Consider the following 20,090-nt stretch of genomic DNA (forward strand, 5'->3'; position numbering starts at 1 on the left):
ACTTAAGCGTCTACAAAAACAAATTAAAGTGCTTTGATAGCAGCGTTTAAACGGCTCTTGCTACGAGCAGCTTTGTTTTTGTGAATAAGACCTTTAGTTGCGTAACGATCTAAGATCGGTTGCGCAGCTGCTAATTCTTTTGTTGCCAATTCTTTGTCACCGGCTTCAATTGCAGCGATTACTTTTTTAACTAAAGTACGCATCATTGAACGACGGCTTGCATTGTGTTGACGGCGCTTTTCAGATTGTACCGCACGTTTCTTAGCTTGCTTTGAGTTAGCCAAGGTGAACTCCTAAATGTGATAAAATATAGCCTAAATTTAAGGCGGCAAAATATGCCTTTTTTCTGAGGAATTGTCAATTAATTTAGCGATAAATATTACCAGATTTATTAATTACCACTAAATTAGTAACTCCCATTAAACAACCTGGCATTTATTTATTGGTTTAATAATAGCGATTTGCGTCAGTAAGCTGTGTTATTTACGCGATTTTTAGCGCTGCTACACATAACGAACCAGAAATTATTAAATTGCAGTGCTAGCGGTAAACAGAGCATTCTCTGCTTGTTTAACGCTTTGAGTTACCGTCATAATATTTCTTTTGTCTATTTTCCCTATTGAGCAAACAGAGTGAGTAAAAAGTTAATTAAGTCAGGCATTATTGTCAGCGCCATGACCATGATCTCCCGTGTATTAGGATTAGTGCGTGACGTGGTTATCGCTAACTTCATGGGAACAGGCGCAGGTGCTGACGTATTTTTCTTTGCCAATAAAATTCCCAACTTTTTACGACGCTTATTTGCTGAGGGAGCATTCGCGCAGGCTTTTGTACCAGTGCTCAGCGAGTACCAAGCGCAAGATGAAAAAAATGGCACAGATGAAACCAGAAAGCTGATTGCACAGGTGTCTGGTACGTTAGGGGTAGTGATTTCTCTCGTGACTCTGTTCGGTATGATAGCTTCACCAGTTATTGTTGCGCTATTTGGTTTTGGCTGGTTTCTTGATTGGTGGCATGGGGGCGAGCAGGGTGCTAAATTTGAGCTGGCTTCTACGTTACTCAAAATTACTTTTCCGTATTTGTGGTTTATTAGCCTAACCGCACTTGCTGGCGCAATACTCAATACCTTAGGCAAATTTGCCGCCGCCGCTTTCACACCGGTATTACTCAATGTTTGTATTATTGCCAGCGCTATTTTCTTAACCCCATACTTTGATTTGCCTGCTTATGCCTTAGCGTGTGGGGTATTTTTTGGTGGTTTAGTACAATTTTTGTTTCAACTACCGTTTTTATATCGCGCAGGTGTTTTGGTAAAACCCAAGTGGGCGTGGCATGCACCTGGAGTGGCAAAAATTCGCAAGCTAATTGTGCCTGCGTTGTTTGGTGTTTCCGTTACCCAAATTAATCTGCTGTTAGATACTTTAATTGCCAGTTTCTTAGTCACAGGCTCAATTAGCTGGTTGTACTATGCCGATCGTTTACTGGAATTTCCCCTTGGTTTATTTGGTATCGGTATTGCCACGGTAATTTTACCCAGCCTTTCTGGGCTTCACGCTAGAGAAAATAAAGCTGAATTTTCTTCTACCATTGATTGGGGTTTGCGGGTTGTTTGCTTGATGGGAATGCCAGCATTGGCTGGCTTGATGGTGCTGGCTCAGCCAATTATCATGCTGCTGTTTATGCGCGGTGAATTCAGTCAAAGCGATGTGCTGCAAGTGTCTTACGCCCTTTACGCGTATCTTTCTGGCTTAGTCAGTTTTATGTTTATTAAGGTGCTCGCTCCTGGATTCTACTCACGGCAAGATACCAAAACACCAGTTAAGATAGGCATTATTGCCATGGTGGCAAACATGGCTTTTAACTTAATGTTAGCGCCGTTTTATGGCTATGTTGGTTTGGCAATGGCAACTACCTTATCGGCGACTTTAAATGCCTTTCTGCTTTATCGCGGGTTGAAAAACAGTGGTGTGTTCACCATTCCTAGTAAAACCAAGTGGTTTTTTGCGAAGTTAGTTGTCGCCTCTGCGCTAATGGCTAGCGCTATTATCTATTTTCAGCCAAGCGAAAATGAGTGGTTTGCAATGGTATTCTCGCAGCAGTTGGCACACATCAGTAGTTTGATTGTTGCCGGCGTTATACTTTACTTTGCTTTGCTATGGCTAATGCGCGTAAAACTCAGTGATTTTAAGGTTGATAAAAATAGCCCGATTTCTGCTCGTTAAATGCTGATTCTTTACTGAGACTAATATATAATTCGTCGGTTTTTTAGGTTAGATAGGCTAACTTGCTGATAACTGATGAATGTCTAAAAACACATCAGCTTAGCTAAGCCGAAAGATTAAACAGACAAGATTGAATCGCTCAATGCAGTTAATTCGCGGAATTCATAACATAAAACCAGCTGATCACGGCTGTGTATTGACCATAGGTAATTTCGATGGCGTTCACTTAGGACACCAACGCGTTATTACCGCATTGATAGAGCAGGCGAAAGCACTGAACTGTGTGCCTGCTGTAATGGTATTTGAGCCGCAACCGCAAGAGTTGTTTAGCCCTGAAACCGCACCAGCTCGGTTAACTCGCTTACGAGATAAATACGCCTTGCTGGCAGAGCTTGGGGTAGAGCGCTTGATTTGTGTGAACTTTAATTATGCTTTTGCTAGCCAAACCGCCGAGTACTTTATCGAGCAATTGTTGGTTGAACAGCTTGGTATTAAGCATTTGATCATTGGCGATGATTTTCGCTTTGGTAAGAATCGTACTGGCGACTTTAAAATGCTGAGCCAAGCGGGCCAGAAATTTGGCTTTGGTGTTTCAGATACCGCGAGCTTTAAATTAGATGATTGCCGCATCAGTAGCACCGAGATCCGTCAAGCCTTAGAGCAAGACAGGCTAGCTGACGCGCAAGGCATGCTGGGTAGACCTTACTCGATTCATGGTCGTGTTTTCCACGGTGACAAACGTGGTAGAGAGTTAGGCTTCCCGACGGCTAATATCAAGCTTAAACGTCGTGTATCGCCAGTATCTGGTGTTTATGCGGTGCAAGTGAATAGCGAGGCTGGGACATATTTTGGTGTTGCCAATATTGGTTCAAGACCTACAGTGGCAGGCATTAGACAACAACTTGAAGTGCATATTTTCGATTTCAACCAAGATGTGTACGGTCAGATATTGGAAGTTGTTTTACTAGATAAACTGCGCGCAGAACGTAAGTTTAACTCTTTACAAGAGCTAACCGAACAGATTAACAAAGACAGCCAACAGGCGCGTCGCTATGTAACTGAATATCAAGCCAAGACGGCTTAAGTTACATAAACTAAATTAGCGAGTCTTAGTCCAAAACAAACCCAACGAATCATTAAGTTAGGGTAAAGTTAGGCTAAGCGAATTGAATAGAATCGTTAGATTGACCAGATTTGAATTAACGGATATCGACATAAATGAGTGATTACAAACATACCTTAAATTTGCCAGATACCAGTTTCCCTATGCGCGGAAACATGGCAAATCGTGAACCACAAATGCTGAAAGACTGGGCTGACAAGGGCCTTTACAGCAAAATTAGAGCGGCGAAAAAAGGTAAGAAGTCATTTATTTTGCACGATGGCCCTCCTTACGCCAATGGTGACATTCATTTAGGTCACTCGGTAAACAAAATTCTTAAAGATATTATTGTTAAGGCAAAAACCTTATCTGACTTCGATTCGCCGTACGTGCCTGGCTGGGATTGCCACGGTTTACCGATTGAGTTAGTGGTAGAGAAGAAATTTGGCAAACCAGGTCACAAACTTTCGGCTGCAGAGTTTCGCAAAAAATGTCGTGAGTATGCGGCAAAGCAAGTTGATGGTCAGCGTGAGAGCTTTAAACGCTTAGGTGTGTTCGGTGATTGGGAAAATCCATACCTAACAATGGATTTTGAAACCGAAGCCAACATTATTCGCGCGCTCGGTAAAATCACTGAAAATGGTCACTTACAACAGGGCTTTAAACCTGTTTATTGGAGTGTTGTTGGTGGCTCAGCGCTTGCAGAAGCGGAAGTTGAATACGCCGACAAAGTTTCTTTCTCTATCGATGTAAAATATCCGGTTGTTGATGAATCTGTGCTAGCAGAGCTTGTGTCAGACTTATCAGGTAGCGGCAAAATTTCTGTTGTTATTTGGACAACAACGCCGTGGACACTACCGTCTAGCCAAGCAGTTAGCGTTAATGCTGAGTTAGATTACGTTATTGTACAAGCAGGCGAGGAACGCTTGTTAGTTGCTGAAGCATTGCATGAGAGTGTGATGGAACGCGCAGGCGTGGAAGACTTCGCCATTGTTGGTCGCGTCAACGGTGCTGCACTTGAACACTTGCAAGTTAATCATCCTTTCTATGAGCGCAAAGTACCTGTTATTTTAGGCGATCACGTTACAACTGATGCGGGTACGGGCTGTGTTCACACCGCACCAGATCACGGTGTAGAAGATTTCAATGTTGGCAAACTATACAACATCGAAACGTTAAACTACTTAGACGATAACGGTATTTACCGCAGTAATGTTGAGTTATTCGCGGGTGAGCACGTCTATAAAGTCGATGAGAAAGTGATTGATGTCGTTGCTGAGCATGGCAACTTACTTGTTAAAGACAAGTTTACTCACAGTTACCCACATTGTTGGAGAACGAAAACGCCATTAATTTTCCGTGCGACGCCTCAATGGTTTGTGAGCATGACTAAGAATAGTCTTCGCGAAGAAGTTCAAGGTGCTGTTGAAGGTGTGCAGTGGATTCCTGACTGGGGCCGTGCGCGCATTGATTCAATGTTAGAGTCGAGCCCTGATTGGTGTATCTCTCGCCAGCGTACTTGGGGCGTGCCAATTGCCTTGTTTGTTCACAAAGAAACACAAGCCTTGCACCCAGACACGCCACGTTTAATTGAAGAAGTGGCCAAGCTTGTTGAAAAGCAAGGTATGGACGCATGGTTCGACCTAGAAGTAAGTGATTTATTAGGCGATGACGCTGATGCTTACAGCAAAGTAACAGACACGCTAGATGTTTGGTTTGATTCTGGCGTTACTCATTACTCTGTTATGGCACAACGCGAAGAGTTAGGTTATCCAGCAGATTTATACTTGGAAGGCTCTGATCAGCACCGCGGTTGGTTCCAGTCTTCATTAAAAACAGCGATGGCGATTAATGGTAGTGCGCCATACAAGACGGTATTAACCCATGGTTTTACCGTTGATGCTGACGGTAAGAAAATGTCTAAGTCATTAGGCAATGTGATCACGCCATCAGAGATTACCAATAAGCTAGGCGCAGACATTCTTCGCTTGTGGGTTGCTTCGGTTAACTACACGCAAGAAATTACCGTTTCCGACGAAATCTTTAAACGCCAAGCAGATGCTTACCGTCGTATTCGCAACACATCACGCTTCTTGTTGGCCAACATTAACGGTTTTGAGCCAGCTCAGCATTCAGTTGCTGTTGAAGATATGGTGGCGTTGGATCGTTGGGTAGTGGCCAAAGCTGCTGCGCTGCAAGCAGAAATTGTTAATGCTTACGATGAATACGAGTTCCACCAAGTGGTGCATAAGTTGATGAACTTCTGTACAACGGAGCTTGGTGGTTTCTACTTAGACATCATTAAAGATCGTCAATACACAGCTAAATCTGACAGCCATGCGCGTCGTTCATGTCAAACCGCAATGTACTTAATTGCGGAAGCGATGACTCGTTGGATGGCACCAGTCTTGTCATTCACTGCACAAGAGATCTGGCAAGCATTGCCTGCTCCGGCTGCTGGCGAGCGTGATGAGTTTGTGTTCACTAATGTATGGTTTGAAGACATTGCTGGTATTACCAACGATGGCGAGCTGAGTGACGATTACTGGAACGACATTTTATTAGTACGTGCGGAAGTTAACAAAGCGCTAGAAGCTGCTCGTAAAGATAAGAAAGTAGGTAAAGCGCTTGAAGCTGAAGTTACTTTGTATGCTCAAGCTGAGCTTGCAGACAAGCTTGCGAAATTAGGCGATGAGCTACGCTTTGTACTGATCACCTCTGGCGCGGCGATTTCAACTGACGCAGCGCCTAGCGAAGCCGTAGCAACTGAGCTTGAAGGTTTATCAGTTGCTGTTGCGCAATCAGCTGGCACTAAGTGTGACCGTTGCTGGCACTTTACTGACGATGTCGGCGCGGTTGAAGCCCACCCTGAGCTATGTGGACGTTGTGTAACTAACGTTGATGGCGACGGTGAGCAGCGACAGTTCGCATAACTGACACTTCCAAAATAAACCGCTGAATTTCAGCGGTTTATTTTCTTCTACCGATAGATTTATTCGTTATAGGAATTCTGACGTGAGTTTTTCTTCATCATCACCTTTTTCTTCAACAGGGCTTAAATGGCTGTGGCTTACTGTACTTTTTCTCATTATTGATCAAGTGACAAAACACTGGGTCGCCGGCACTTTTGATTTGTACGAAAGTGTTGCTGTTATGCCATATTTTAATTTGACCTATGTACATAACGAAGGTGCTGCTTTTAGCTTCTTAGCAGACCAAGGAGGCTGGCAGCGTTGGTTTTTTACCACAATAGCCGCGTTGGCAAGTGGTTTATTCATCTATTGGCTATCTAAAACACCATCGTCAAATCGCGTTCTAGGGGTTGGTTTTGCGTTAATGCTAAGTGGTGCACTTGGCAATTTAATTGACCGCGTGTTGTTTGGCTATGTCATCGATTTTCTCGACTTTTACGTAGGAAAGTCTCACTGGCCTGCATTTAACGTTGCCGATTCGGTGATCTTCGTTGGCGCAGCCTTAATGATTTATGACTCTTTCTTTGGTCAGCCCGATAAAGAAAGCTGAAGCGAACAATAAGCTGGCAAAGACAGTATTAAATAGTAATTAATTTAAGAAGTACCTAATTTAAGAAGTAAGAAATGACACAAATTACCGCAGACTCAAGTCTAGTTGCCCATATCACCATGAAGTTATCAGATGGCTCTGCAGCCGATAGCACTAAAGTGAATAACAAACCCGCAATTATCAATATGGGCGATCAAAGTATCTCGCCAGCGTTTGAAGCACAATTGTTAGGCATGAGTGAAGGTGAAACGAAAGAATTCACTCTTGCTGCCAAAGATGCATTTGGCGAAAAGAACCCAGACAATGTACATTATGTAGACATCAACAAATTTGACGTAGACACACCTGCTAAAGTGGGCAGTATTATCACTTTTACAACGCCTGGCGGTGAAGTACCTGGTATGGTTACTGAAGTATCTGGTGCATCTGTTACCGTTGATTTTAATCACCCTTTGGCTGGACAAGACGTTACTTTCGTTATTGACGTGGTAGAAATTAAGTAGGCATTTTGATGGAAATTATCTTAGCAAATCCGCGTGGCTTTTGTGCAGGTGTAGATCGTGCTATCAGCATCGTAGACCGCGCTTTAGATTTATTTGATGCACCAATTTACGTGCGTCACGAAGTTGTTCATAACAAATTTGTTGTTAATGGCTTAAAAGATCGTGGCGCTGTTTTTGTCGACGAACTCCATGAAGTACCAGACGATGCAACCGTAATTTTCAGCGCACACGGTGTCTCAAAAGCCGTTCGTAATGAAGCGAAAGAGCGCGGATTAAAAGTATTTGATGCCACTTGCCCACTAGTCACTAAAGTACATATGGAAGTCTCTCGTGCTAGTCGCAAAGGGGTTGAGTGTGTGCTTATTGGTCATGCAGGTCACCCAGAAGTAGAAGGCACGATGGGGCAGTATGACAGTGCAGACGGCGGTATCTATTTAGTTGAGTCACCAGAAGATGTTGCAGCCCTTACTGTTAAAAATCCAGATGCATTGCACTACTGTAGTCAAACCACTTTATCAGTAGATGATACTAGTGATGTGATTGATGCGTTGAAAACTAAGTTCCCAGCAATTGAAGGACCTCGTAAAGACGATATTTGTTATGCCACACAGAATCGTCAAGATGCTGTAAGGTCAATTGCTGAACAAGTGGACTTGCTTTTAGTGGTTGGTGCGAAAAACAGCTCTAACTCTAATCGCTTACGTGAATTAGCCGAAAAAATAGGTACGACTTCTTACCTAATCGATACAGCTAACGATATCGATGAAGCTTGGCTAAAAGACACACTAAAAGTAGGGGTTACGGCAGGGGCCTCAGCGCCAGAAGTATTGGTAAAGCAAGTTATCGAGCAACTAAAATCCTATGGAGGTCATGAGGTTATCGAACACCCGGGCCGTGAAGAAAACATAGTATTTGCTGTACCTGTTGAATTGCGTTAATCTTCGGGGCGGATAAAAGTTAATCAGCATTTTAGTCAGCTGCAAAGCTAATCACTAACAGGAGAATTCGATCACAGTTTCGGATTTGCGATAACTTTAAACGCAACCGTGGGTAGTAACTGTGTAGTGACAATATAGGTCACAGCTACCCATTATATGGATATAGGTATGGGTTAATGCCTCTAATTATGGCGATACTTAACACATATGTTGGCCAATATCGGGTATTTATTGCTTCAATAAATCGCCACTCTATTTTTTTGCGAAGAAATTTCTTCCTCTCCCTTTCTACTTTTTTAACTCACGATTTACTACTCGATCCAAAAGCGAGGTGGATTTATGGATAACTGCCATTCGCGTGGAATGGCACTAATAGAAGTTTTAGTCGCATTATTTATCTTAGCGACTGGAATTTTAGGTGCTGTAGCTATGCAAACAACAGCCAAGAAAGGAAGTTTTGATGCTATGCAACGCTCATTAGCCTCGGCTATGGCGCAAGATATTATCGAACGCATTCGTAGCAATGATGTGAGTGAAGCAATATTAGAAAGCTATGAAGGCAACTATGGTGAAAATGCTAGACCTTTGCCAGATAACCTTTGCAATAATGTCGCTTCCCCATGCACTGCACAACAAATAGCAACTAATGACCTATACGAATGGACGAATGCATTGCAGGGAGCAAACTCAAAGTTAAGCAACAATAATACTGGTGGTTTAATCGATGCTAGAGGGTGTATTACCCACAATGCTCAATTAGTAACTGTAGTTGTTAGCTGGGCTGGTCGATCCGAAGTAAAAGGTGCTGGTGGCGGAAATTGCGACTCTTCGGCGGACAAACGCCGTAGTATTGTATTAACAGCATTCTTGTTTTAGTGAGCAGTAAATGAAGTATCAACGCGGTTTTACAATTTTAGAAATATTTATTTCTTTAGCGTTAGGGTTAGTGCTTTTTTCAGGTGTAATGAGCATATTTGTAGGTATGTACTCAACATCTGACACCACAACTCGGTACGGTTCAATGCAAGAAACAGGGCGAATTACCATTAGCTTACTAACTGATGATCTAATGCGTCAGGGGTTCTGGGGGGAGCTTGCCATGCCACTAAGCAACAGCAATTTACTCGCCGTGCCAGCTGCGCCCAGTAGTGAGTGCCGAGGTGGTGGAATTAATAATGGAACATTTCCAGGAAACATTGGTACCTTTCGAGCAATATGGGGAGCTACCCCCTTAAATTCCGCCATGATGGGGTGTATTAATGATGCTAAGCAAGGCTCTGATATTTTGCAGTTAAAGCGTGCAGTTGCATTACCGACAGTAGGAGCATTAGATGATGACCGCTACTACTTAACGACTAATATGAATGCAGGCCAAATATTTGATGGTGAGAATACTCCTCCGGTTATCAACAACAGTCAGACATGGGAGTATCAGCACCATATCTATTATGTTTCAGATGATACTTTAGCTGGTAGTTCTAATGTTGTGCCGACCTTAAACCTGATTAGCTTAGCCAATAGCATGTGGAATCAGCCTTTAATCGACGGTGTAGAAATGATCAGGTTTTTATACGGAATTGATAGTGACGGTAATGGCAATGTTGATTCATTTGTCTCGGCAAATAATGTAACTGACGCGATTTGGGATGGTGCTTCTAGTGCAAAAATTAGAGCAGTTAAGGTATATGTGCTAGTGCGTGATATAGAGCTAGACCCCACCTATACTAATGATACTGTGTACCGATTAGGTGATGTTAACTTTAACGCAGCTGGTGATAACTATAGAAGAATGCTTTTTAGTTCCACTATAACACTACACAATGGTGATGTAAGAGTATGGTAGGTAATCAAAAAAAAACTCAAACAGGTTTTGTTTTAATAACATCAATTGTTTTTTTAGTCGCGCTTACTGCCGTTGCTTCAGTGTTAATGCTTAATTCATCTTCAGACATCAAAATGTCGGGCGCCAGTGAAGAAAAGTTAATTGCGGTCCAGGCAGCCGTTAGCGCTTTAGACGAAACCGTTGCCGACCAAATTAGAGGTAATGTCAATTTATTTGCAGGTAAGGATTTTCCTCAACCTGTAAACACAATAACAAGTGTGGCCGTCAGCAGTGTGGTTATTGATAATGAGCTTGACAGCAATGAACCTACAGACTGTCCGCACACAACCTTATCTTCCTCAAATCAATTATTAAAATGCAATGTCGTAAGCATTGCTGTAACTAATCAATATGGCCGAAATAATACGAGCGAAGTTCGAGCCAACGCTAATATTGCTCAGCAACTATTAAATGTAGGGAATTAGTGATGAAATACGTATTTTTTTTCCTAAGCTGTTTACTTCCTTGGGTAGCATACTCGGAAGATATTGAATTATACCTTGGAAATGAGTCAACTACTGTCGGGATAACCCCCAAGGTGTTAATCATTTTTGATAACTCAGGCAGTATGAACCAATTGGTTACCATTAATGCTCCCTACGATCCAAACTTTACTTACCCCGCAGTAGGTGGTTTTAATTCACTGTCGGAAAAGTTTATCTACTTTACTAAAGGTACCGGCGTTGATGGCCAATCTTTGCCAACTCCCGATAGTCCAAGCGAACAGCGACGTTTTTTAGCATCGATTCTAAGTTGTGACTTTGCTCACGAACCTTTAGCGACAAAAGGCTTTGTGAATGTAAACCTTAGGGAGTATACCTTCAAAGGCAGCTCTGGAACTTGGGAAGAAATACCAGACAACAATGGCGCTAACTTGGAAATAGTCGACTGCTTAGAAGATATAGAATATGACATACTTAATAATACTTCTATTCGAAATATAAACTCTGGTACTGACGCTGACGGTAAACCTTACGGTTTTGACAAAGATGGTAAACCATTACCTGATGGCTATCCCGCAGATGGTCTAGGAACGAAAAAAAAACCAGTGTATTACACAACTGACATTAACAACGCCATTAGTACAGCAGAGAAAGGTGAAATAGTTACTCTATATTCGGACAATTACCTTAGATACTCGCAAAGTGATACGGTCGAAAAAGAAAATGTATCTAAATTGGAAGCAGCAAAGCGAGCAGTGGTGTCAGTTGTAGAGTCGTTTCATAACGTAGATTTTGGGCTTCAAATATTTAACCTAAACCACGCTGGTGAAAATACGCGCGATGGCGGCCGCATAGTTATGGGTATTCAGCCAATGAATATTGCGACTAGAGCTGAGCTGCTAGGTATCCTTGAAACAGATATAGACGGTGAAACCAATACGCCATTGTGTGAAAGCCTTTATGAGGCAAGTCGTTATTTTGGCGGTCTATCTGTAGACTTTGGCGATAATGATTCTAACTATAGTGATATTAACTACAAAGGTAACACTCCGCCAAGGGACACAGGTATAGAGACAGGTAAAAACTACTTATCACCATTCGGTGCTAATTACTGTGGTGACAATGTCCATGTGATAATGATAACCGATGGGGCCCCAACTCAAGACCAAGCAGCTAACAGCAAGATTGCTGCTATGCCAGGCTTTGATGCAAGCAAAGTAAGAAAGGTTCGCTCTAGATTTGGCAGCTCGCTAATTAGTAAAGATAATTATTTGGCTGCGTTAGCAGACATCCTTCATAACCAAGATATCAATGGAAATGTTGAAGGTAAGCAGAATATAACTTTGAACACTATCGGCTTTGCGTTACAAGATTTTGCTGATCCGGATAACCCCACCAATTCAGAACTGATCGATGACGATGCAAAAAAATTGCTTGATGCAGCTGCCGCTGCCGGAGGTGGTGAATTCTATAACGTTGAGGAACCAGAAAAGCTAGTTATAGAGTTATCTTCTGCTTTACGGAATGCACTAAGTGTCAATGCAACTTTCACTGCACCAGCAGTAGCCTCAAATAATTTTGACCGCACTCAAACACTCGATTCAGTTTACTACGCTATGTTTTTGCCAGAACGCAGACCAAGATGGGCAGGGAATCTAAAGAAACTGAAAATTTCAGGAAGCGGTCTAGTTGGTACAGGGAAAGAACCAGCATTAAATGACGATGGCAATATTAAAGACGATGTAACAACAATTTGGTCAACTAATGATGACGGCGCAGATGTTAATGAAGGGGGCGTTGTTGAAATGTTCCAGAATATGACACCTAGCAGCCGTACTGTATATTCAGATTTAGGCAGTAGTGGAGCAATAATAGATTTTACAAAAGACAATGCCGTTACTGCTTTTGAAACTGAGGCAAAACTTGCTGCATTTATGAAAGTGACAGAAGCTGATTTAGATGGATTAATTGACTGGGCAAAGGGCAGTGATGTTGATGATGATGATAATGACAAGTCAACAACAGATATGCGCAAGGATGTTTTTGGTGATCCTCTTCATTCACGTCCGCTTGTAATTAATTACGGTGGCAGCGCTGATAATCAAGATGTTCGCATCATCGTTGGCACTAATGCCGGTGCACTGCATATGTTCGAAGATGAAGGAGATACAGTTAAAGAAAACTGGGCGTTTATGCCGAAAGAGTTTTTTAATAATTATAGTGAGTTGAGAGTTAATGCGAGTGGTAGTGGTAAAGTTTATGGTCTAGATGGCACCCCTGTTTCCTATATTGACGATGGTGGTGATGGCACCGTTGATCATACTAAAGGTGATAAAGCTTGGGTGTTTGTAGGCTCACGCCGAGGAGGATCTTCATACTATGCTTTGGATATCAGTAACCCGGACGCGGCGCCTAAATTGTTATGGCATATCAATGATGAGACAAATGGCTTCAATGAACTTGGTCAGTCATGGTCAACACCGCGAGTGATCAACTCGTTAATCAATACAGATTCGGGTAAAGCCAAGCCTACTCTAGTATTTGCTGCTGGCTATGCAGCATCAAAGGATGCAGGTGGCGTGGGTACAAATGATTCTTTGGGCAGAGGGTTATATTTTGTTGATGCAGCAACAGGTGCGCAGAAACTAGCGATAACACCAGGTGGTGATATCGACTTTTCCGGTAATGACAGCATTCCCGCAGCAGTTTCTGCACTTGATAGCGATTCTGATGGTTTCGCTGATAGATTATATTTTGGTGACACTGGTGGTGTAGTTTGGCGACTTGATATGGTCGGCGCCGACTCTGATGATTGGGGGCTAATTAAGCTTGCTTCACTTGGCCGCCAAGCTGAAGGAAATAAGCCGACAGAAGCGAATGATAGGCGATTTTTTAGTGAGCCAACAATCACAAGGGCATTGATTTCAGAGACGTTTAAGTACACTACCATAGTTGATGGCAACTCCGATGAGCAGTTTCACCAATCAGCTGTGCCTTATGATGCTATTTTGATCGGCAGTGGTAATCGTGCTGATCCATTAGATACCTTAACTAACGATATGTTGTTTATGATCAAAGACGGTAATATTATTACCCAGAAATTTGACTCAGCACCAGCAGTCATAGGTGTGAACGACTTATATGATTACACTGGTAATCCTTTTGCTAATCAGAGTCTTAGTGATACTGAACGAGAACAATTAGCTTTTGCTGTGAGTGAAGAAGATGGTTGGCGAATAAGCTTGCAAGGCAGTGGAGAGAAAAGTGTTACACAGCCTGAGGCAATAGCAGGCGTAGCATATTACAACAGTTTTATTCCTACTTTTGCTTCAGCAGGCACCTGCGCCTTAGATGGCGGCAAGGCACAATTATATGCTGTTGATTTAGCGTTAGGAACAACTGTTTATGAGACGAGGATAATTGAGCTGCCCGGTATCATAAATGAAAAGCCAACTATTGTTACTCGGCCGCCAACAACAGATGATGATGAATCGGATCCAGATAACCCTAAAGAAACCGATCAAAGAACAGAAGTTGTGTTGCTTGCACCTGATGAAAAGACAATATGTGATGCAAATGGTAACTGCGACGGTTTGAGATTGAAAACAATGCGTACAGCTCTATATGTTGAGGAAGATAATTAATGAAAAGAAGCATCAAGTCTTCTGGTTTTACTCTGATCGAGTTATTAATTGCTGTTGCAATTATTGGTATTTTGGCAGGAGTTGCATACCCAAGCTATCAGAGTTACGCGACTAAATCGAAACGAACTGAGGGCCAGCGTGAATTGCTAAGAATTGCCAGCTTGATGGAGCAATACTACTTAGACAACAGAATTTATACAAATGATATGACAAAGCTTGGCCAAGCTAAAGATCCTTTTGAAACTGAAGGCGGTTATTACAAGATAGATGCAACAGTGACAGGAGACAGCTTTATCTTAACCGCCACGGCTCAAGGGAGCCTCGCTTCTGCTGATGTGAAATGTAAAGAGCTTAAAGTAACAGACGCTGGCAAAAAGACACCGAGTAGCGACTGTTGGGATTAGTTTGGGTTTAGTAAGGTGGATTGGAGTTAACAAAATGAGAAGCACAGTAGTTATTGGTCTAGGGTTAGCCGCTTTGCTAACTTCTAATATTGGTTTTGCAAAAGAAAACGAAAAAGCACGTCTTAAATGCCACATCGAATTATTAGGAGGAGACCAAATTATTCATTATAAAATAATGCCTGTTCACCAAGGTCCAACTTACTTTGATAAGCTTAAGAAAAATAAAAAAATAATAAAAAAACGAAGTACTATAAGAATATTTGATGTATTTGAATGTGTACCATTTAGTCAAAAGTTTACAGATAATAAAGCGAACTTGTTAGAAGATAGCCTACCACAGTAATAGAATGGCTAACGACTTCCTTTGGCTGATAAGCTAATAACATGTAATAAGCAGCATGTTTTGGAAAGCCACTAAATCACTTGTATAAGTTACTATTACGACTTATAAAAATAGAAATCAACCAGCCCATACTGATAAGAGGAGACTACTCACAAGTGATATCAGCACCAGCTCTTGTTTCGTCAATGTTGTCATTATCCGTGTCTCGTGTTTGAATAGCTCTACCTCGCAAAGAGACAATAACCCCGCGGTTGAACTGTGGTAGGCTTTTAGGGCAATAAGCAAAAGTTCCTGCTGCGCCTCCTGCTTGGCCAGTCGGCTGATAAGTCAGACTACCCCTTGGAAAGGTTAAGGCGTCGCCCTCATCAATTGCGGCTTTTACTCGAATAATCGTTTCATTGTCTGCCGAATCATAGTCACCGTTATTGTTCACATCAACAAACGCACTTATTTCACGCGACCAATCATCTACGCAGCTTTTTCCATCTAACGGGCACACAATGACTTCATGTTCTAAGTTTATAGCGGTATTTCTTGCGGTGAGCAGTAGGCGATGGATTTGAGATATTTCGTTGTCTACGCGAATTTGCACAATCCAATTGTTAAAATTCGGTAATGCTACCGCGAGCGCGATTCCTATGATGGCAACTCCAACCATTAACTCTACGAGTGTAAATCCTTTTGATATTTTCATACTCAGCCACCTTAACTACGAGCGGTTAAATCCTAGCCAACAGTTATACCACTGTTGGCTAGGAACACCAAATGGTCGATGCTAGAAATCAAGCTCTAGTCGTAGATTGTGGGAATCGCAAGGCGCTTGTGCTGAGTTTTGTTGTAGATGGCTACGATGTGGTCACGAACCTCGTCAGAAACTACTTTGCCTTCCAAGAAGTCATCTAACTGGTCATAGCTAAGGCCTAATGCATCTTCGTCCTTCTTGCCAGGGTCTAGGTCTTCTAAATCTGCGGTAGGTGCCTTTTCTACTAAAATTGAGGGAGCACCTAAGTGCTTAGCTAATTGTCTAACTTGGCGCTTTGAAAGACCAAAAAGCGGTACTAGGTCACATGCGCCATCACCCCACTTGGTAAAAAAGCCTGTAATGTTTTCAGCAGAGTGGTCTGTGCCAATCACTAAGCCACCGAGAATGCCTGCAATGTGGTACTGAGTTACCATGCGGCTACGCGCTTTTACATTACCTTTTGAAAAATCGATTTGGCTTTCACTTGCACTAAGCAGTTGTGCACTTTCTAAAGCGGTTAAGGTTTCTTGGTTAATACCATCAGCGCCTGCTTTGATGTTGGTTGTTACCACATGGCTTGGTTGGATAAAAGAAAGCGCAGTTTGAGCGTCTTCTTCATCAGCCTGAATACCATAAGGCAGTCTGACCGCTATAAATTTGTACTCTTCAGTTGCGTGCTCTTGGTTCAACTCGTCAACGGCAAGTTGCGCTAAACGGCCGCAAGTGGATGAGTCGACACCACCACTGATGCCCAATACAAGGTGCTTAAGTGAGGAAGAGGTTAGTTGTTTTTTGATAAAGGCTACTCTGCGCTCTACTTCATATGCAGGGTCGATTTCGGGTAACACTTTCATTTCTTCAATGATCACTTGCTGATTCATTGTTAATCCTTGGTATCAAAAATAGTTAAGCTGAGTGTATCAAAAAGCACAGCGTTTTGTGCATACCATTTATACGTGAAAATAATTCAAATGGTTGAGTTTTCAGCGCTTAGTTATTTTGTTTTTTAATTATCGGCATATAATAAAAACGTAGCTGTAAAAATTATTAAGGCGTGAAAATGAAAAAAATTGAGGCAATTATAAAGCCATTTAAAATGGATGATGTACGCGAAGCATTGGGCGAGATTGGCATTACCGGTATGACGGTGTCAGAGGTGAAGGGCTTTGGTCGCCAAAAAGGTCATACTGAGCTATATCGCGGCGCGGAATATATGGTGGATTTTCTGCCAAAAATGAAAATTGAAATTGTCGTGGCATCTGATGATGTTGAGCGCTGTGTTAACGCCATTATTGAAAGTGCGCAAACAGGTAAAATTGGTGATGGCAAAATCTTTGTCACTGATGTTGAGCGTGTTATCCGTATCCGCACTGGTGAAGAAGACGAAGCAGCTATTTAGACGCTAACTCTCTTTCCTCTGAGCCGAACAATAAAAAAAAGCTGCAGATGCAGCTTTTTTTATACCCGCTGGTAATCGAGTGACTAATTGTTTAACAATGGGTTATTAGGGTAGTTAGCCGCAATAACTTGCAGTGTGTTTCGTTTTAATTCGTCTAATCCTAATGCTTGATAGCATTCAACCATCAGCTCAAGAGCCGCTTCTGTTTCTTGCGTTGGTGCATAGTATTCAACGATATAGCGGGCACGATTAGCGGCAGAGACATAAGCCTCACGCTTTAAGTAAAATTTAGCGACTGCAAGTTCGTATTGAGCTAAGCGAGATTTAATCGCAATCATTCGCTTTCTCGCGTCAGCAGCGTATTTACTGTCTGGGTACTCATCAACGATTTTACGCAAATCTTTAAAGGCATCTCGTGATGCGCTTGGATCGCGATCTGAGCGGTCAATACCCGCTAAATCTTGGAATAAGTTTTCTTCAGTTGCCACGTTAATTAAAGCGCGCATGTAGTACACATAGTCGACGTTAGCATGCTTAGGGTTTAATCGTAAAAAGCGGTCGGCTAACGCAATACCTTGCTCGGAATTACCTGTTTTATAATAAGCAAACAATAAGTCTAATTGCACTTGGTGCGAGATAGGGCCAAATGGAAAGCGAGAATCAATAGCAGATAAAATTTGAATAGCTTTTTGATATAAGCCGTTATCAAGCGCTTCGCGGGCGTCAACAAACAATGCTTGGGCGGAACGGTCAGGTACTTTTTCAATATCAGTATCAGAAGAAGAGCAGCCAGCAAGCGATACTACTGCGGCTAACACTAAAGCTCTTAAGGTCAATTTATCCATAGACTCGATTATCACTAGGTTGTTTTCGTTAAAATTGTTATGAAAGCCCTAAACAAAAGGGTAAAATGCTTTTCTTTTTTTGTTGAGCAGCATTCTAACTCAGCATTCTTGCCTTGCACAGTGCAAATACTAATTTGATAGCAAAGAGATTTTAATGGCCGAAATTATCCAACATCAAGAAACTGTTCCACAATCCTGCTTAGGAAAACGTTTAGACCAAGCATTAGCGGAAATGTTTCCTGATTATTCGCGTTCACGCCTAAAAGAATGGATTTTAGCGGGTAATGTTAAGTTAGACGGCAAGGTTGTCACCAAAGCGCGCGAAAAAGTGTTTGGTGAAGAAACCGTTGAAATTGATGCCACCATTGAAGCGGAAGTGCGCTTTGAACCGCAAGATATTCCGCTAAACATTGTTTACGAAGATGATGATATTCTGGTCATTAACAAGCCATCGGACTTCGTGGTTCACCCAGGTGCAGGTAACCCAGATGGCACAGTGCTTAATGCTTTATTACATTACTGTCCTGAACTAGAGCTAATTCCGCGCGCAGGTATTGTTCATCGTTTAGATAAAGACACAACGGGGTTAATGGTAGTTGCCAAAACCATTGCGGCGCAAACGAATTTAGTTGATGCTTTACAAGCGCGTGAAATTACGCGTGAATATGAAGCGATCGCCAGCGGCATTATGACCGCAGGTGGCACAGTAGATGAGCCAATAGGGCGTCATGCAACTAAGCGCACTCATATGGCCGTGACGATGTCGGGGCGCCCATCGGTTACCCATTACCGTGTGATGGAAAAGTATCGCTTACATACGCGTTTACGACTGCGTCTTGAAACGGGTCGTACTCACCAAATTCGTGTGCATATGGCACATATCACGCACCCGCTAGTAGGTGACCCGTTATACAATGGTCGTCCAAGACCACCTAAAAATGCGACGCCTGAGTTGCTAACATTCTTGCGTAATTTTAAACGTCAGGCGTTACATGCCGCAATGTTATCTCTGTATCACCCAATCACGGGCGAGTTAATGACATGGCGCGCCGACATTCCTGATGATTTTGTTGAACTCGTCGAGTTATTAAAAGAAGACACTAAGCTTAACAGTGAGCAAGACTACTAACGCTGAGCACAATATGGCTAGCCACAAAATTGTTGTTGAATGGCCGGCTCGCCATGTCACGGCATTTACGACGACTCGCGAGCTTGCTGGCGAGTTGGCGCTGGCCGGTCAATACGATAGCTTTAATTTAGGGCTGCATGTTGGCGATAGCCCAGAACAAGTGAATGCCAACCGAGCAAGTCTTGCTAAAGATTTACCAGCTGGTACAAACATTCAATGGCTTGAGCAAGTCCATGGCAGTAATGTTGCTATTGTCGATCAATATCAAGTGGCACCAATTACCGCAGATGCAGCGATAACGCGAAGCCCTAATATTGCCTTAGCGGTAATGACGGCAGATTGCTTGCCTATTTTAATTGCCGATAAGTCAGGGCAAGTCATTGCCGCAATTCATGGTGGCTGGCGACCATTAGCGCAAAATATAATTGCGAAAACTGTTGAAGCGATGAACACACCTGTCGCGCAATTAGTGGCTTGGTTAGGCCCTTGTATTGGCCCAAGAGCTTTTGAAGTTGGCTGTGAAGTTAAAAACACATTTGTAAACCTTAACCCGGCAACGGTAGATGCTTTTCAGGTAGTGCCTCAGTCTGCTCAAAAATACTTGGCGAACCTGCATCAAATTGCGCAATGTCTACTCAGTGCTTCAGGTATTGTTGAGGTAGCCAGCCTGCCTCATTGCACCTATTCTATGGCGCAGCAATATTATTCTTACCGACGCGAAAGCGTCACAGGCCGTATGGCAAGTATTATCTGCCGCAACGATTACTAGTGCTTACGCTGCTACTGTTAGCCTCTCTGAATATTATTAGCTCCTCCAAAGAACCTTAAAAGCTTGTTTTAAATCAACATCACACCCTACCTATACTTGATTTTAACCGTTAAGCCCCTATAGATAATGTTAGTTTTAAAGCGTTAGCAAATTACAGTGAGCTAAATCACTATCATTTTACACTTGCTAATGCTGACCAGTAA

Annotated in this window: 19 protein-coding genes; 15 read left to right on the plus strand and 4 right to left on the minus strand. The window is 42.5% G+C overall.

Annotated features, from left to right (window positions below; translation table 11 throughout):
• Positions 1-23 precede the first annotated feature (23 nt).
• Positions 24-284 carry a 30S ribosomal protein S20 gene (gene rpsT, locus DXX92_RS04980; protein ID WP_115999434.1) on the minus strand — a complete coding sequence of 87 codons (261 nt, stop codon included), beginning with the start codon at positions 282-284 and terminating at the stop codon, positions 24-26.
• Positions 285-632: 348 nt separating this feature from the next.
• Between rpsT and murJ the strand changes: the two genes are divergently transcribed.
• The 12 genes from murJ (at position 633) to DXX92_RS05040 (ending at position 15,003) form a co-directional block, all read left to right on the plus strand.
• On the plus strand, positions 633-2,222 hold the full coding sequence (gene murJ, locus DXX92_RS04985; RefSeq protein ID WP_115999435.1) for a murein biosynthesis integral membrane protein MurJ: 1,590 nt from the start codon (positions 633-635) through the stop codon (positions 2,220-2,222).
• A 142-nt stretch (positions 2,223-2,364) separates the two neighbouring features.
• The gene (gene ribF, locus DXX92_RS04990; protein WP_115999436.1) at positions 2,365-3,306 is read left to right on the plus strand and encodes a bifunctional riboflavin kinase/FAD synthetase; all 942 of its coding nucleotides are present in this window, start codon (positions 2,365-2,367) and stop codon (positions 3,304-3,306) included.
• A gap of 134 nt (positions 3,307-3,440) precedes the next feature.
• A complete protein-coding gene (gene ileS, locus DXX92_RS04995) occupies positions 3,441-6,257 on the plus strand; it encodes an isoleucine--tRNA ligase (RefSeq protein WP_115999437.1) in 2,817 nt (938 codons plus the stop codon).
• An 82-nt stretch (positions 6,258-6,339) separates the two neighbouring features.
• Entirely contained in the window at positions 6,340-6,846 is a 507-nt protein-coding gene (gene lspA / locus DXX92_RS05000; protein WP_115999438.1) for a signal peptidase II, read from the plus strand.
• Positions 6,847-6,920: 74 nt separating this feature from the next.
• Positions 6,921-7,349 carry an FKBP-type peptidyl-prolyl cis-trans isomerase gene (fkpB, locus tag DXX92_RS05005; RefSeq protein WP_115999439.1) on the plus strand — a complete coding sequence of 143 codons (429 nt, stop codon included), beginning with the start codon at positions 6,921-6,923 and terminating at the stop codon, positions 7,347-7,349.
• An 8-nt stretch (positions 7,350-7,357) separates the two neighbouring features.
• Positions 7,358-8,287, plus strand: a complete 930-nt coding sequence (gene ispH, locus DXX92_RS05010; RefSeq protein ID WP_115999440.1) for a 4-hydroxy-3-methylbut-2-enyl diphosphate reductase — start codon at positions 7,358-7,360, stop codon at positions 8,285-8,287.
• A gap of 339 nt (positions 8,288-8,626) precedes the next feature.
• Complete coding sequence (gene pilV / locus DXX92_RS05015) at positions 8,627-9,163, plus strand: type IV pilus modification protein PilV (protein ID WP_115999441.1); 537 nt, start codon at positions 8,627-8,629, stop codon at positions 9,161-9,163.
• A 10-nt stretch (positions 9,164-9,173) separates the two neighbouring features.
• Positions 9,174-10,130 carry a PilW family protein gene (locus DXX92_RS05020; RefSeq protein ID WP_115999442.1) on the plus strand — a complete coding sequence of 319 codons (957 nt, stop codon included), beginning with the start codon at positions 9,174-9,176 and terminating at the stop codon, positions 10,128-10,130.
• Positions 10,124-10,594, plus strand: coding sequence for a pilus assembly PilX N-terminal domain-containing protein (locus tag DXX92_RS05025; RefSeq protein WP_115999443.1), 471 nt, complete (start codon positions 10,124-10,126; stop codon positions 10,592-10,594). The genes DXX92_RS05020 and DXX92_RS05025 overlap by 7 nt, the downstream gene beginning before the upstream one ends.
• A 2-nt stretch (positions 10,595-10,596) precedes the next feature.
• Positions 10,597-14,256: a pilus assembly protein gene (locus DXX92_RS05030; protein WP_115999444.1), complete on the plus strand. Its 3,660-nt coding sequence runs from the start codon at positions 10,597-10,599 to the stop codon at positions 14,254-14,256.
• Complete coding sequence (locus tag DXX92_RS05035) at positions 14,256-14,660, plus strand: type IV pilin protein (RefSeq protein ID WP_181901694.1); 405 nt, start codon at positions 14,256-14,258, stop codon at positions 14,658-14,660. Before DXX92_RS05030 ends, DXX92_RS05035 begins: the two co-directional genes overlap by 1 nt.
• Positions 14,661-14,694: 34 nt before the next feature.
• Positions 14,695-15,003 carry a TapY2 family type IVa secretion system protein gene (locus DXX92_RS05040; protein ID WP_147301931.1) on the plus strand — a complete coding sequence of 103 codons (309 nt, stop codon included), beginning with the start codon at positions 14,695-14,697 and terminating at the stop codon, positions 15,001-15,003.
• 145 nt (positions 15,004-15,148) lie between these two features.
• On the opposite strand, the gene DXX92_RS05045 is transcribed toward DXX92_RS05040, so the two are convergent.
• Both DXX92_RS05045 and nadE read right to left on the minus strand, forming a co-directional pair.
• The gene (locus tag DXX92_RS05045) at positions 15,149-15,697 is read right to left on the minus strand and encodes a GspH/FimT family pseudopilin (protein WP_115999446.1); all 549 of its coding nucleotides are present in this window, start codon (positions 15,695-15,697) and stop codon (positions 15,149-15,151) included.
• A gap of 95 nt (positions 15,698-15,792) precedes the next feature.
• The gene (gene nadE, locus DXX92_RS05050) at positions 15,793-16,626 is read right to left on the minus strand and encodes an ammonia-dependent NAD(+) synthetase (protein ID WP_115999447.1); all 834 of its coding nucleotides are present in this window, start codon (positions 16,624-16,626) and stop codon (positions 15,793-15,795) included.
• A gap of 179 nt (positions 16,627-16,805) precedes the next feature.
• On the opposite strand from nadE, the gene glnB reads away from it, so the two are divergent.
• Positions 16,806-17,144, plus strand: a complete 339-nt coding sequence (gene glnB / locus DXX92_RS05055) for a nitrogen regulatory protein P-II (protein ID WP_115999448.1) — start codon at positions 16,806-16,808, stop codon at positions 17,142-17,144.
• 83 nt (positions 17,145-17,227) lie between these two features.
• Here the strand turns inward: glnB and DXX92_RS05060 are convergent, their stop codons facing one another.
• Positions 17,228-17,989 (minus strand): outer membrane protein assembly factor BamD, encoded by a 762-nt coding sequence (locus DXX92_RS05060; protein WP_115999449.1) that lies wholly within the window; start codon positions 17,987-17,989, stop codon positions 17,228-17,230.
• Between the two features lie 154 nt (positions 17,990-18,143).
• On the opposite strand from DXX92_RS05060, the gene rluD reads away from it, so the two are divergent.
• Both rluD and pgeF read left to right on the plus strand, forming a co-directional pair.
• A complete protein-coding gene (gene rluD, locus DXX92_RS05065; RefSeq protein WP_115999450.1) occupies positions 18,144-19,118 on the plus strand; it encodes a 23S rRNA pseudouridine(1911/1915/1917) synthase RluD in 975 nt (324 codons plus the stop codon).
• Positions 19,102-19,887, plus strand: a complete 786-nt coding sequence (gene pgeF / locus DXX92_RS05070) for a peptidoglycan editing factor PgeF (RefSeq protein ID WP_220347626.1) — start codon at positions 19,102-19,104, stop codon at positions 19,885-19,887. The genes rluD and pgeF overlap by 17 nt, the downstream gene beginning before the upstream one ends.
• Positions 19,888-20,090 lie beyond the last annotated feature (203 nt).

Origin of the sequence: Thalassotalea euphylliae, assembly GCF_003390395.1 — a bacterium.
In the GTDB taxonomy this organism is placed as follows: Bacteria; Pseudomonadota; Gammaproteobacteria; order Enterobacterales; family Alteromonadaceae; genus Thalassotalea_F; species Thalassotalea_F euphylliae_C.

What these genes read in the sequence shown, in the direction of transcription:
- DXX92_RS05035 (WP_181901694.1), top strand. Translation starts at nt 14,256, where the DNA reads ATGAAAAGAAGCATCAAGTCTTCTGGTTTTACTCTGATCGAGTTATTA.
- DXX92_RS05025 (WP_115999443.1), top strand. Translation starts at nt 10,124, where the DNA reads ATGGTAGGTAATCAAAAAAAAACTCAAACAGGTTTTGTTTTAATAACA.
- ribF (WP_115999436.1), top strand. Translation starts at nt 2,365, where the DNA reads ATGCAGTTAATTCGCGGAATTCATAACATAAAACCAGCTGATCACGGC.
- rluD (WP_115999450.1), top strand. Translation starts at nt 18,144, where the DNA reads ATGGCCGAAATTATCCAACATCAAGAAACTGTTCCACAATCCTGCTTA.
- pilV (WP_115999441.1), top strand. Translation starts at nt 8,627, where the DNA reads ATGGATAACTGCCATTCGCGTGGAATGGCACTAATAGAAGTTTTAGTC.
- glnB (WP_115999448.1), top strand. Translation starts at nt 16,806, where the DNA reads ATGAAAAAAATTGAGGCAATTATAAAGCCATTTAAAATGGATGATGTA.
- fkpB (WP_115999439.1), top strand. Translation starts at nt 6,921, where the DNA reads ATGACACAAATTACCGCAGACTCAAGTCTAGTTGCCCATATCACCATG.
- nadE (WP_115999447.1), bottom strand. Translation starts at nt 16,626, where the DNA reads ATGAATCAGCAAGTGATCATTGAAGAAATGAAAGTGTTACCCGAAATC.
- ispH (WP_115999440.1), top strand. Translation starts at nt 7,358, where the DNA reads ATGGAAATTATCTTAGCAAATCCGCGTGGCTTTTGTGCAGGTGTAGAT.
- DXX92_RS05040 (WP_147301931.1), top strand. Translation starts at nt 14,695, where the DNA reads ATGAGAAGCACAGTAGTTATTGGTCTAGGGTTAGCCGCTTTGCTAACT.
- DXX92_RS05045 (WP_115999446.1), bottom strand. Translation starts at nt 15,697, where the DNA reads ATGAAAATATCAAAAGGATTTACACTCGTAGAGTTAATGGTTGGAGTT.
- DXX92_RS05060 (WP_115999449.1), bottom strand. Translation starts at nt 17,989, where the DNA reads ATGGATAAATTGACCTTAAGAGCTTTAGTGTTAGCCGCAGTAGTATCG.
- ileS (WP_115999437.1), top strand. Translation starts at nt 3,441, where the DNA reads ATGAGTGATTACAAACATACCTTAAATTTGCCAGATACCAGTTTCCCT.
- DXX92_RS05020 (WP_115999442.1), top strand. Translation starts at nt 9,174, where the DNA reads ATGAAGTATCAACGCGGTTTTACAATTTTAGAAATATTTATTTCTTTA.
- DXX92_RS05030 (WP_115999444.1), top strand. Translation starts at nt 10,597, where the DNA reads ATGAAATACGTATTTTTTTTCCTAAGCTGTTTACTTCCTTGGGTAGCA.